12 protein-coding genes are annotated in these 12681 nt (G+C 63.9%); 10 read left to right on the top strand and 2 right to left on the bottom strand.

What is annotated here, in order from left to right:
* Positions 1 to 21: 21 nt before the first annotated feature.
* The 7 genes from HB777_07355 to purU are packed head-to-tail and all read left to right on the top strand — an operon-like array spanning position 22 to position 6193.
* Positions 22 to 1041 (top strand): ABC transporter permease, encoded by a 1020-nt coding sequence (locus tag HB777_07355; protein ID QND63735.1) that lies wholly within the window; start codon positions 22 to 24, stop codon positions 1039 to 1041.
* The gene (locus HB777_07360; protein QND68699.1) at positions 1038 to 1820 is read left to right on the top strand and encodes a sugar ABC transporter ATP-binding protein; all 783 of its coding nucleotides are present in this window, start codon (positions 1038 to 1040) and stop codon (positions 1818 to 1820) included. Before HB777_07355 ends, HB777_07360 begins: the two co-directional genes overlap by 4 nt.
* A gap of 16 nt (positions 1821 to 1836) precedes the next feature.
* A complete protein-coding gene (locus HB777_07365; protein QND63736.1) occupies positions 1837 to 3018 on the top strand; it encodes an aldose 1-epimerase family protein in 1182 nt (393 codons plus the stop codon).
* Positions 3019 to 3064: 46 nt separating this feature from the next.
* Complete coding sequence (locus HB777_07370; protein QND68700.1) at positions 3065 to 4150, top strand: fatty acid desaturase family protein; 1086 nt, start codon at positions 3065 to 3067, stop codon at positions 4148 to 4150.
* 17 nt (positions 4151 to 4167) lie between these two features.
* On the top strand, positions 4168 to 4482 hold the full coding sequence (locus tag HB777_07375) for a Rieske 2Fe-2S domain-containing protein (protein ID QND63737.1): 315 nt from the start codon (positions 4168 to 4170) through the stop codon (positions 4480 to 4482).
* Positions 4483 to 4514: 32 nt separating this feature from the next.
* The gene (locus HB777_07380; protein ID QND63738.1) at positions 4515 to 5315 is read left to right on the top strand and encodes a 3-methyl-2-oxobutanoate hydroxymethyltransferase; all 801 of its coding nucleotides are present in this window, start codon (positions 4515 to 4517) and stop codon (positions 5313 to 5315) included.
* 20 nt (positions 5316 to 5335) lie between these two features.
* Complete coding sequence (gene purU / locus HB777_07385; protein QND68701.1) at positions 5336 to 6193, top strand: formyltetrahydrofolate deformylase; 858 nt, start codon at positions 5336 to 5338, stop codon at positions 6191 to 6193.
* Between the two features lie 9 nt (positions 6194 to 6202).
* Here purU and HB777_07390 read toward each other — a convergent pair whose 3' ends face one another.
* Both HB777_07390 and HB777_07395 read right to left on the bottom strand, forming a co-directional pair.
* Complete coding sequence (locus HB777_07390; protein QND63739.1) at positions 6203 to 7684, bottom strand: histidine ammonia-lyase; 1482 nt, start codon at positions 7682 to 7684, stop codon at positions 6203 to 6205.
* Positions 7681 to 8682, bottom strand: a complete 1002-nt coding sequence (locus HB777_07395) for an ornithine cyclodeaminase family protein (GenBank protein ID QND63740.1) — start codon at positions 8680 to 8682, stop codon at positions 7681 to 7683. Before HB777_07395 ends, HB777_07390 begins: the two co-directional genes overlap by 4 nt.
* A gap of 137 nt (positions 8683 to 8819) precedes the next feature.
* On the opposite strand from HB777_07395, the gene HB777_07400 reads away from it, so the two are divergent.
* The 3 genes from HB777_07400 (at position 8820) to HB777_07410 (ending at position 12598) form a co-directional block, all read left to right on the top strand.
* Positions 8820 to 10253 (top strand): DHA2 family efflux MFS transporter permease subunit, encoded by a 1434-nt coding sequence (locus tag HB777_07400; GenBank protein ID QND63741.1) that lies wholly within the window; start codon positions 8820 to 8822, stop codon positions 10251 to 10253.
* Between the two features lie 270 nt (positions 10254 to 10523).
* A complete protein-coding gene (locus HB777_07405; protein ID QND63742.1) occupies positions 10524 to 11510 on the top strand; it encodes an ABC transporter permease in 987 nt (328 codons plus the stop codon).
* Between the two features lie 62 nt (positions 11511 to 11572).
* Positions 11573 to 12598: a sugar ABC transporter substrate-binding protein gene (locus tag HB777_07410; protein ID QND63743.1), complete on the top strand. Its 1026-nt coding sequence runs from the start codon at positions 11573 to 11575 to the stop codon at positions 12596 to 12598.
* Positions 12599 to 12681 lie beyond the last annotated feature (83 nt).

The raw sequence follows: 12681 nt of genomic DNA on the forward strand, positions 1-12681 counted from the left end.
CCGCGGGCGTCTCTTCAAAGCATGGTTCAAGCAGTCATGACGATCGCCGCAGAAGACGAAATGCCTATCGGGAAACGCAGATCGAGCCTCTTGCGCTCGCCGCAATTTTCTTCGCTCATTATCCTGATTGTCCTCCTTGCGGTGTTCGCCATCGCCGACGCCAATTTCCTGTCGCCGCTCAACATCTCCAACATGATGGCGTTCCTGCCTGAGCTCGGGATCATCGCCCTCGGCATGACGCTGCTGTTGACGGCGGGCGAGTTCGACCTGTCGGTTGGCGCCGTGTTCGGGCTGGCGCCGGTCGTTGTCATGCTCCTGGTGCAGAACGGCGAAGCAAGCATCGGTGTGGCGCTGCTGGCCGGGCTTCTGCTGTGCGTGGCGATCGGCGCCATCAACGGGCTGATCGTCACAAAGATCGGCATTTCCTCCTTCCTGGTCACGCTGTCGATGCTGCTCGTGGTGCGCGGGGCAGCGCTCTACATCACACAGGGCTTTCCGCTGAAATCCTGGGATCAGCCTGGCTTCTTCGTGACGCTGCTGGCCGGCAGCTTCAACATAGGCTCGTTCCGGTTCTACACCTCGCTGTGGTGGTTCATCGGCCTGTCGTTGTTGGCAATCTATGTCCTGCGCTATGCCAAGCTCGGCAACTGGATCAGCGCCATCGGCTCCAACCGCAACGCGGCGGTGGCGCGTGGCGTGCCGGCGGACGCCGTCAAGGTGTGGCTGTTCATCCTGACCTCGGTTCTGGCGGGGCTGGCCGGCATGATCAGCGCCTTCCGCATCTCGGCGGCGTCGCCGGTCGCCGGCACCGGCTACGAGCTCGAAGTGATCGCCATGGTGGTGGTCGGCGGCACGGCGCTGACCGGCGGGCGCGGCACGATTCTCGGCACCATCGTCGGCGCGCTGATGCTGCGCGCCATCCGCAACGGCATCGTGCTGATCGGCGTGCCGGGCCTGGCCTACAACATCTTCGTCGGCGTCATCATCCTGGCCATGCTCATCCTGCACGCTCTGCTGCAGAAGAACGCCGCAAGGGGCTGACGATGGAAGTTCTCCGGCTGCAGAATCTACAAAAATCATTCGGCAGCGTGCGTGCGCTGAAGAACGCGTCCTTCGCCCTCAACGAGGGCGAGGTGGTGGCCTTGCTCGGCGACAATGGCGCCGGCAAGTCGACGCTGATCAAGGCGATCTCGGGCGTGTTTCCCGTCGACCGTGGCGACATCTATGTGCGCGGCGAAAAGGTCTCGATCCGCTCGACCCGCGATGCGATGGATCTCGGCATCGAGACCATCCACCAGGACACGTCGCTGGCGCCGGATCTCAGCATCGCGCGCAATCTTTTCCTTGGCCGCGAGCCGGTCAAGCTGAAATGGCTGGGCGTGTTCGCGCCGCTCGATCTCGCCAAACTGCGCGGTGCGGCATCGGCGTTGTTGAAGCGCGTTGGCATTTCGAAAAAACTCGATGCCGATGCGCTGGTCTCAACACTGTCGGGCGGCGAGCGACAGTCCATCGCGATTTCGCGCGCCATGCAGTTCGCCGCCAAGGTCATCATCCTCGACGAGCCAACCAACAATCTCGGCGTCGAGGAAACCCATGGCGTGCTGCGCTTCGTCAAGGAGGTGCGTGACGCCGGTCATTCCGTGCTTTTGATCACCCACAATATCCATCACGTGTTCCAGGTCGCCGACCGCATCATCGTCATGCGCCGTGGCGAGATCGTCGCCGAGCAGACGGTTGCCGATACCGATCTTCTGACCGTGGAAAGCATCATCACCGGCGCCGACATGTCGGCCCTGCTGAAAGAGACGAGAGCGAAGTGAAGAAGTTGGCCGTCACATGGTAGAGCTCTACGGCAAGACGCTTTCGCGCCGGCAGGTATCGGAACGTTCAGGCATGCTGTCGCAATTCGCCGGCGTGCGGCTGATGACGCTCGGCGACGGCGTGGAACGCGGCATCCGCATGCTGGAGTTCCGCACCGGCTCGGGCCTGCGTTTCACCGCGCTGGTCGACCGGGCGCTCGACATCGCCGATTGCGACTTCAAGGGCCAGGCGATCGGCTGGCATTCGCCGAGCGGTTTTCGCAACCCCGGCCTGCACGATTATGAGGGGGAGAGCGGGCTGGCTTGGGCGCGCTCTTTTTCGGGCCTGCTTGTCACCTGCGGCCTCGACCACATATTGGGCCGGGAAGAAGTGCCCGCCGAGACCTACAACTACCCGGGCAAGAAGAGCGTGGTTCATTCGCTGCACGGCCGCGTCGGCACCATTCCGGCTCGGCTGACCGGTTATGGCGAGACCTGGGATGGCGACCGCTGCGTGCTGTGGGCCGAAGGCATCGTGCAGCAATCGGCGGTGTTCGGCGAGGATCTGCATCTGCTGCGGCGTATCGAGGCCGATGTCGGCGGCAACGAGATCCGGCTCTCGGACCGCGTCGTCAATCACGGCTTCAACCGCACGCCGCATATGTATTTCTACCACGTCAATATCAGCCATCCCTTGCTCGACGAAGGCTCGCGCTATCTCGCGCCGATCCGGGATGTGGTCTGGGCGGGCCACGCCGGCGAGTGCTATCAGGCGCAGAAGGTCGGCTACCACACGATGCCGGCGCCGCAATCGGGTTTCAGCGAGCAGGTCTGGCAACACGAGATGACGGCGGACGGCGCAGGCGAAGTTCCTGTCGCGGTGGTCAACGACCGTCTTGGCCTTGGCTTCGAGGTGGTGACGCGCAAGGATCAGCTGCCTTGCGCCTATCAGTGGCAGAATTTCCAGGCGGGGCAGTATGCGCTGGGCATCGAGCCTTCAACGCATCATGTGCTCGGCAATCTCGCGGCGCGCGAGCGTGGCGAGATGATCTGGCTGGAGCATGGCGAAAGCCGTTCCTACGACGCGGTGTTCCGGGTGCTCGACGGCGCCGGCGCGATCGCCGCGGCTGAACAGAGGATCGCTTCGATCGCCAGGCAACCGCAACAGGATTATCCTGCGCCGTCGGGAAATTTTCCGGGATTGGCGGACAGGGCATGATGCGAAACGAATGCTCCGGCTGGCGGGCCGGAAATCGGAGATCGATGTGATGGAGAAGAAGCGCGACTACAGCCTGGTCGGCGAAAGCACTCGGCTTGCGATCGAGACCGGACTGGCCTCGGCCGAGTGGTATCACACCGACGTCGCGCGCAAGGCGATGAAGGAATTGATGCAGCGCTCCGACGGGCCGGCGATCCGCGACACGATCATCTGGATCGTTGCCATACTGGGTTCTGCCGCCGGCATCATCTGGTTCTGGGGCACGTGGTGGGTGGTGCCGTTCCTGCTCGTCTATGGCGTGCTCTACGGCTCGTCCAGCGACTCGCGCTGGCATGAATGCGGCCACGGCACCGCCTTCCGCACGCGCTGGATGAACGATGTCGTCTACCAGATCGCGAGCTTCATGCTGATGCGCAATCCGGTGACCTGGCGCTGGAGCCATGCCCGCCACCACACCGACACCATCATAGTCGGCCGCGACGCCGAGATCGCGGTGATGCGTCCGCCAGACCTGCTGCGCGCCGCACTCGCCTTCACCGGCGTTCTCGATTTCCGCTATTCGCTGCCGACACTGGTGCGCAACGCCTTTGGCGGCATCTCGCCCGACGAAAAGAGTTTCATCCCCGAGATGGAGTTGCACAAGGCGGTCACCGCGGCGCGCTGGCATGTCGCCATCTATGTCGCTGCGCTCGCGCTGGCGCTGTACCTCTGGTCGTTCCTGCCGCTGGTGCTGATCGGCCTGCCGCGCCTCTATGGCAGCTGGCACATGGTGCTGACCGGGCTGCTGCAGCATATCGGCCTCGCCGACAACGTCACCGACCACCGGCTGAACACGCGCACCGTGTACATGAACCCGATCAGCCGCTTCATCTATTGGAACATGAACTACCACGTCGAACATCACATGTTCCCGATGGTGCCCTATCACGCGCTGCCGAGGCTGCATGAATTGATCAAGCATGACCTGCCGGAACCCAATCCGTCGATGTGGCATGCCTATCGCGAGGTCTGGCCGGTGCTCATCAAGCAACTCCAGTATGAGGACTATTTCCTCAAGCGCGAGCTGCCGCCGACGGCGCGGCCGTACCGCGAGGAGTTTCATGCGCTGACCGTCCCGGCGGCGGCGGAATAGAGTTGCGGGAGAAACAGATGGCGGACTGGGTTGAGGCGTGTGGCGTCGATGATGTCGAGGAAGAGGACGTCATCCGCTTCGACCATGGCGGCCGAACCTTTGCCATCTATCGCAGTCCGGATGACGAGTACTTCGCCACCGACGGTTTCTGCACGCATGAGAAGGCGCACCTGGCCGATGGGCTGGTGATGGACGACATCATCGAATGCCCCAAGCACAATGGCCGCTTCAACTACAAGACAGGTGTGGCCAAGGGCGCACCGGTGTGCGTCAATCTCGCCACCTATCCGGTGAAGGTCGAGGCTGGCAAAGTGATGATCCAGATCGGCTGACCTGCCGCAGCATGTAACAGAGGGACCTCCAGATGAGCCGAAAAAGACCGACGGTGGCGGATTTGCGCGCCATGAAGGGCAAGCGCCAACTGACCATGCTGCGCGTGCTGACGATGGACGAGGCCGAGGCCGCCGAGCGGGCAGGGGTCGACATCGTCTCGGTGCCGCCCGAACTGGTGCTCAACCCGCAATACCGCGACGCGGCACCCAGCCTGTTCACCATGCCGGGAGACAATTTCTACGAGATCGGCACGGCGGACGATTTCGTGCGCTGGGCTTTCCGGCTCTATAAGGCCGGCGCCGACGCGGTCTATTGCAGCGCCGGCTACGCCACCATCAAGCGGATGGCCGATGACAATATCCCGGTGATCGGCCATGTCGGCCTCATTCCTTCCCGCGCGACCTGGACTGGCGGCTTCAAGGCGGTCGGCAAGACCGCCGACACAGCCATGGATATCTTCGCGGCGGTAAAGCAGCTGGAGGCCGCCGGCGCCATCGGCGCCGAAATCGAGGTCGTGCCGGTCGAGGTGGCGAAGGCGATCTCGGAGCGGACGTCGCTGATCATGCTGTCGATGGGGGCGGGTACCGGCTGCGACGCGCAATATCTGTTCGCCGACGATATCCTTGGCCAGAACCGTGGCCACATGCCCCGCCATTCCAAGGTCTATCGCAATTTCGCCGCCGAATATGATCGTTTGCAAGCCGAGCGCATCGCCGCGTTCTCGGAATATGTTGCCGATGTCAACAGCCTGGCCTATCCCGAAGACAAGCATGTGGTGCATATGGACCCGGCTGAGCTCAGCCTGTTCATGAAGAGGGTCGACGGGGCGTGAAATCTCAAGGCAATGATGCGATGGGCGAGGCCGCGCCGGTTCATATTCTTACCCTTTCCTGCGAGGATCGGCCGGGGATCGTCGCCGCCGTCACGGCGGAGCTTGCCGCGAACGGCGCCAACATCGCCGAAAGCAGCCAGTTCTGGGACCGGCAGACCAATCGCTTTTTCATGCGCATCGCCTTCATCAGTCCGCCAGGCTCGACCAAGGACGGTCTGGAGCGGGCCCTGAAATCAAGCGTCGATCGCTTCGGCATGAAGACCGCGCTGGTCGATCAGGGGCGCCGCCCGAAGATCATCGTCATGGTCTCCAAGTTCGACCATGCGCTTCTCCATCTGCTGTACCAGATCAGGGTCGGCTGGCTGAACGCGGAGGTTGCCGCCGTCGTCTCCAACCACGAGGATGCCCGCCGCTTCGCCGAGCTTGAAGGCATTCCCTATCACCATTGGCCGACCACCAGGGAAAACAGGGCCGAACAGGAACAGAAGCTGCTGGACCTTGTGCAGCGGACGGGGGCCGAACTGGTCATCCTGGCGCGCTACATGCAGGTCTTCTCGAAAGGCCTGTCGGACCGGTTGTTCGGGCGGGCAATCAACATCCACCATTCCTTCCTGCCGAGCTTCAAGGGCGCCAAGCCCTACCATCAGGCCTTCGACCGCGGCGTCAAGCTGATCGGTGCGACCGCGCACTACGTGACCTCCGACCTCGACGAAGGCCCGATCATCGATCAGGAGACCGAACGCGTCACCCATGCGATGAGCGCCGAGGACTTCGTCGCTGTCGGGCGCGACATCGAAAGCCGGGTGCTGGCGCGCGCCGTCAAGTTGCATCTTGAAGCCCGCGTCATGCTCAACGGCCACAAGACCGTCGTCTTCTGAGAAGCCGCGTCAGGCCGACCAACTGCCGCCGGCGAGCGCGGCGTAGAGCGCCTCGGCGTCGATGCCGAGCGGCCGGTCATCCTTCAGCGTCGGGACGAGTGCGCGGATCGCCGCGTGAAGTGCGGCGGTGCGCGGCGCCGGTGTGAATCCTTCGCGCAAGTCGACGGCCTGTGCAGCTGCCATCAATTCAAAGGCGATCAAGCGGCGCCACAGCGCGATCATCCCGGCGCATTTCACCATCGCGAGAGGTGTCTGCGTGGCGTGATCCTCGACGCCTTCCGACACGGCCAGGAAGTCGAGCATGACCGGATTGGCCTTGTGGCGGATGGCGGCCAGGATCGACGTCGCCGTCTTCTGCAACGGCACGAAGCCGGCCGAGGCGCCGCCGACCGGCGACAGGTATTTCGGCAGGCCGTTGCGGCCCGAGCCGGTGAGCTGGATGAAGCGGGCGGCACTGGCAGCGGCACATTGGGCGATTGCCAGGCCGAGCGTCTCGAAGGCGAGCGCCAGCGACGCGGTGTGGAAATTGCCGGTCGACAGCACCAGCTCATCATCGCCCAGCACCAGCGGATTGTCGGCGGCGGCGTTGAGCTCGATCTCGACAGCCTGTCTCGCCTGACCGATCGCCTCGATCAGTGCGCCATGGATCGACGGCATGCAGCGGATCGACAGCGGGTCCTGCAAGGTGGTCGGCGCCGGCGCCTCGTCGCGGGCGAGCAGATCGTGCAGCGCCCTAGCCGCTTCCTGCTGGCCAGCCGCCGGACGCGCCATATGCAGGCGCGGGTCGAGGACGGTGCGGTTGGCGCCAAAACCTTCCATGGTCAGCGCGCCGGCCTGCTGCTGCTGGGCAAGGGCGGATAGCGCATCCGTCACCGCAAGTGCGCCGCTGCCTGCGGACACCGCCGAGGCGTTGATCAGCGACAGCCCGTCCTTGGGCGCCAGGCTGATGGGGGCGAGGCGGGCCATCATCAGCGCCTTGGCCGCCGGCATGCGACGGCCCTGATAGTCCGCTTCGCCTTCGCCGGTGAGCATGCGGGCGAGGGCTGTCATCAGCACCAGATCGCCGGCGCCGATCGAGCCGAGCGACGGCATGACGGGATGGACGCCGGCATTGAGCGCGTCGACCAACGCAACAAAGACGGCGGGCGAAAGGCCGGAGCCGCCGGTCGACAGCATTGCTGCGCGGGCGACCATGGTTGCCCGGACGGCATCAAGCGGCAACGCTTCGCCGACGGCGCCGCTGCGTCCCTCCAGCAACTGGCGCTGGAAGGCGCTGGCGTCGCCCTCCACCGTGGTGCCGAGATTGGCGCCGAGCCCGGTGTTCAGACCATAAATCTGCTGGCCGGACGCGGCGGCCTGGTCGAGCACTTTTCGTGCCTTCTCCAGCCTGCCGATGACATCGGGTCCGATTTCCACCTTGCGTGCCTCGCGCGCAACGGCGGCGACATCCTCAATACGGATACCGGTTCCGGTGAGGACGAGGGCGGTCATGCGAAGCGCAGCCTCTGGCCGATGCCTTGCGCCTGCGCCTTGGCCAGCATCGCCTTGCCCAGTGCAATGTCGGACAGCGACAGGCCGCGGTGCCAGAACAGGATCGTTTCGTCGTCGTTCTCACGCCCGGCCTTGAGACCGGCGGCGATCTGGCCGAGCTCGGCATGCAGCGTCTTCTCGCTCAGCCGCCCGGTCTCGACATGGGCGCGCAGCGAGCCGAACTTGCCGCCCTTGCACTGGCCCCAATCGTCGACGACCATTTTCTGCATGATGTCTGTCAGCGACAGCTCCACCGCACTCATCGTGCCATAGGGCACCACGAGAGCACCGGGCTTGATCCATTCGGTCTTCAAGAGCGGTTGCGGTTCGGGCAGGCGCGAGGCCTCGACGACGATGTCGGCGCCCTCGATGCAGCTCTTCCAGTCGGCCACCGCCGTGACTTTCTTACCGAGATCGGCGGAGAGTTTGGCGGCGAAACCGTCGCGGCTTTCCGGGCGGCGCGAATGGACGCGGATCTCGTCGAAGTCGAAGAGATGGTCGAGCAGGCGCACATTCCAGTAGGCGGTGCCGCGCGCGCCGATATGGGCCAGCACCTTGGAATTCTTGCGTGCCAGATGCTTGGCGCCGATGGCGGTGACGGCGCCGGTGCGCATGTCGGTGATGACGGTGGCGTCGAGGATGGCGCGCGGTGTGCCGGTGCGCGGGTCGAACAGATTGAGGATGCCGAATTCGGAAGGCAACCCGTGCAGGTAATTGTCGACATAGTCGCCGACGATCTTGACGCCGGCGGTGTCGAGCGGCGCGACGTAGCCGCGCAAGACGTTGAAATGACCGTGGAAGGAAGGGTCCGGCTCGAGATGGACGCGCGGCTCGATCACCGTCTGGCCCTTGCCTTGCGCCACCAGGCCAGCCTCGATGGCGGCGATGATTTCGCCATCGGTCATGGCAAGGGCATCGATGTCGAGGGCATTGAGGTAGTCGATATAGATGGGCTTCATTTTACGCGGACACTTTCCTCGGCCACCCCGTTCACCCCATAGCAGGCCATGGCGCGACACGAAAGTTTCGCGACACGAAAGTTTGTTGCGCCGTCTCTGGACGCAGCCTGCCAAATGCTGTTCAAACCGGTTCCGTCATGACTGCCATTCCCGAGACCGAAGCCTTACCCGAAACGGCCACCAATGCGCGGCGCGTGGCGCTGATCGTCGCCATCGCCTTCTTCATGCAGTTGCTGGATTCGACGATCATCTCGACCTCACTGCCGCAGATGGGTGCGTCCTTCGGCGTGTCGGCGGTGGCGATGAGCATCGGCATCACCGTCTACATGCTGACCATGGCGGTGTTCGTGCCGCTGTCGGGCTGGCTCGCCGACCGGTTCGGCGCACGCAACATCTTCCTGCTGGCGATCGTCCTGTTCACTTTGGCTTCGCTCGCCTGCGGCTTCTCGCAAAATCTGACCCAATTCGTCGCCGCCCGTGTCGTGCAGGGGCTGGGCAGCGCGCTGATGACGCCGGTCGGGCGCATCCTCGTGCTGCGCAACGCGTCGAAGTCGGAGCTGCTCAACGCCACGGCGCTGATCACCTGGCCGGCACTGTTTGCGCCAGTGGTCGGGCCGGTGCTCGGCGGCTTCATCACCACCACTCTGTCGTGGCACTGGAATTTCTTCATCAACATCCCGCTCGGCGTGATCGGGCTGGCGCTGGTCGCCCGTTTTATTCCGGGCGACCGCGAGGCCGATCCCAAGCCGCTCGACTGGCCGGGTTTTTTTCTGACATCGGCGGGACTTGCCTTGCTGCTCTACGGCCTCGAGCGCATCGCGCATCCCGAAGACGGTATCCTGCCGACGGTGATGCTGATCGTAGCCGGCATCGTCATCGGCTGGTTGGCGGTGCGGCATCTCAGGCGCGCGCCGCATCCGCTTCTCGATCTCTCCTCGTTCAAGGTGCTGACCTTCGCCATATCGACACTTGCCGCCGGCACCATTTTTCGGGTGGCGATCAACGCCACGCCGTTCCTGCTGCCGCTACTGTTCCAGGTCGGCTTTGGCCTCAGCCCCGTCGATGCCGGCATGATGATCCTTGCCTATTTCCTCGGCAATCTCGGCATGAAGACGGTGACGACGCCGACGCTGCGCCGCTTCGGCTTCCGATCGGTGCTGGTCGTCAACGGCCTGATCGCCTCGGCGGCGATCATGGCCTGCGCTGCGATCTCGCCGCAGACGCCACAGGCGCTGGTGGTTACGCTGATGCTGATCGCCGGCCTGTCGCGCTCGATGCAGTTCACCGCGCTCAACACGCTGGCCTTCGCCGATATCGATGCGGCGCAACGCAGCTCGGCGGCGACGCTGTCCTCGATGCTGCAGCAGGTTGCAATGCTGTTCGGCGTCGCGGTGGCGGCGGCGATCCTCAATCTGTCGCAGATCGCCAGGGCGCAACCGGAACTCGACCTCGTCGATTTTCGAATCGCCTTCCTGGCGATCGGCGCCATTGGGCTGGTGGCGGCGTTGCGCTTTCTCGCGCTGCCGCAGGGTGCGGGCGCCGAGGTTTCCGGCCACGCGCCGGGGAAGTGAGATCGATTTTTCCCGCCTGATGCGGAGATAAATTCCGTCTTGCCCTTTCGCCTTGGTGCTGCGCTTTCGCGAGCGGCCGCAATGGCGCAACCAATTGCCAAAAGCGCAGGCTTTTCCATGCATTGCGCCAACTTCGGCAATCGATGCGTCCACTCGGTGAATATCGCTGCCAGCCCGGGTTCTGAACGCGGATTCATTTGACGAACCGGCGCTGAGCCGATTAGTTTTCTTCCCAGGGATGGCAGCGCTGCCATCGGGGCAAACGCAGACATGAACACGATCGGCTGGCCGAATTTCAGGAGCCTGAATCAGGAAGGCATTGTCTTTGCCATCGCGGTGGTGCTGTTCGTTGCCGCTGCCATAGGCCTGCCGGGCTTCATCGATCCCAACAACCTTGTCGCCATTGTCCGCTCCGTGTCGGTACTCGGCATATTGGCGCTCGGCATGGCCGTCGTCATCATCGGCCGCGGCATCGACCTGTCGGCGGTGGCGATCATGGCGATGTCGGTCGCCTGGTATCTGCAACTTCTGAATTCGGGCACGCCGGACGGGTTGGCCTTCGCCTATGTGCTGGCCGGTGTGCTCGCCATCGGCCTGCTCAACGGCTTTCTCGTCGCCTATGCAGATGTGCCGGCGATCTTCGTGACGCTGGCCACCGGCTCCTTCGTCTTCGGCTATGTGCGCTCGCAACTGATCACGCAGGATGCCGTGCCGGTGCCACAAGGCCACTGGGTAGAGCTGCTCGGCGGCCTGCGCTTCCTCGACATTCCCGTCGAGGTGTTCGTCTTCGCAGGGCTGGCCTTCCTGTTCTTCCTGTTCCTGCGCTACACCAAATGGGGTCGCTACATCTATTTCGCCGGAGACAATCCGGTGGCGGCGCGCAACATCGGCATTCCGGTGCGGCCGATGCTGGTGCTGCGCTATGTGCTCTCCGCCTTGGTGGCGCTGATCGCTGGCCTGCTGACGGCGGCCAGCCTGCATTCGATCAATACCCGCGTCGTCAATTCGACGCTGCTCTACGACATCGTGCTGGTCGCGGTGATCGGCGGCATCGGCCTTTCGGGCGGGCGGGGCGGGGTGCGCAACGTGCTGGTTGGGGCGGCGCTGATCGGCATCCTGCTCAACGCCATGACCATCATCGACATTCCGCTGCTCTACCAGAACCTGATCAAGGCAGCGATCCTGCTCGGCGCCATCATCGTCGACGGCATCATCAATCCACGCGACGAACAGACCGCCCAGCAAGGCGACATTTAGGGGTACCCGGCCCGATCCATCCCGATCGGCCGGCAATGAAAATCGAAACGAGAGGATCTGACATGAAATTCATCAGGACATTGATGGCCGCCGCCACGGCGCTCGCCGTCACCGCCTTCGTGGCGCCGACCTTCGCCGCCGACGATCCCGGCCCGGCGGCTTACGCACAGGCGCTCAAGGGCAAGCGCGTCATGCTGGTGCCGTTGGCGATGGGCTTCGACCTGGCGCAGGGCTGGGCGCACTACCTGAAGACCGAAGTCGAGGCCTGGGGCGGCGTGTTCGAGACGCGCGACCCGAACTGGGTGGTCGATGCCGGCGCGCAGGCGATCACCGACGCCATCTCGTCGGACACCAGGCCGGATGTGCTGATCATCCATGCACCGGACCTCAACTCCTATTCCAAGTTGATGAAGAAGGCGCAGGCCGCCGGCACCTATGTCATTCTGGTCGACAATCCGGCCAACTTCCCGGCCGACGCCTTCATCGGCAGCGATTGGGACCGGCTTGGCCAGTTGGAGGCCGAAGCGGCGATCAAGGGCTGCGGCGAAAACTCTTCGAAGAAGATCGGCCTTGTGCAGGGCGACCAGGCGAACTCCTCCAGCCTCTATCAATATGCCGGCATCATGAAGGTGCTGGACAAGCATCCCGACTTCAAGGTGGTGGCGAAGCCCGATTCCAACTGGGATGCGACGACCTCGCGCAACGTGACGACGACGATGCTGCAGCAGAATCCGGATATCTGCTCGATCATCGATTTCTGGGACGGTGACGCGACCGGCGCGTCCGCCGCGATCCGCGACGCGAAGCTCGACGGCAAGGTGTTCCTGGTCACCACCGGCGGCGGCGAGAAGGCGGCCGACTGCGACAAGCTGCAGGACGGCACCTATGGCGCCGTGGTGATGACCGATCTCGCCCGCCAGTCGGGTGACATGAACGCCATCATCAAGTTCCTGCTGCAGAGCGGCCAGCCGGCCGGCACCTCGCACACCTACATCTACACGCTGGAGAAGGCGACGACCAAGGCCGACCTCAAGCCCGACAGCTGCTGGGACCTGAAGGCGCTGCAGGCCGAAGCGGCGGCGAAGTAGGATCGATTTTTTTCGACCTTGGCGCTGCCCCTCATCCGCCTACCGGCACCCTCTCCCCGTATAGTGACGGGGAGAAGGGAGCT

It is taken from the genome of Mesorhizobium loti, assembly GCA_014189435.1.
In the GTDB taxonomy this organism is placed as follows: domain Bacteria; phylum Pseudomonadota; class Alphaproteobacteria; order Rhizobiales; family Rhizobiaceae; genus Mesorhizobium; species Mesorhizobium loti_G.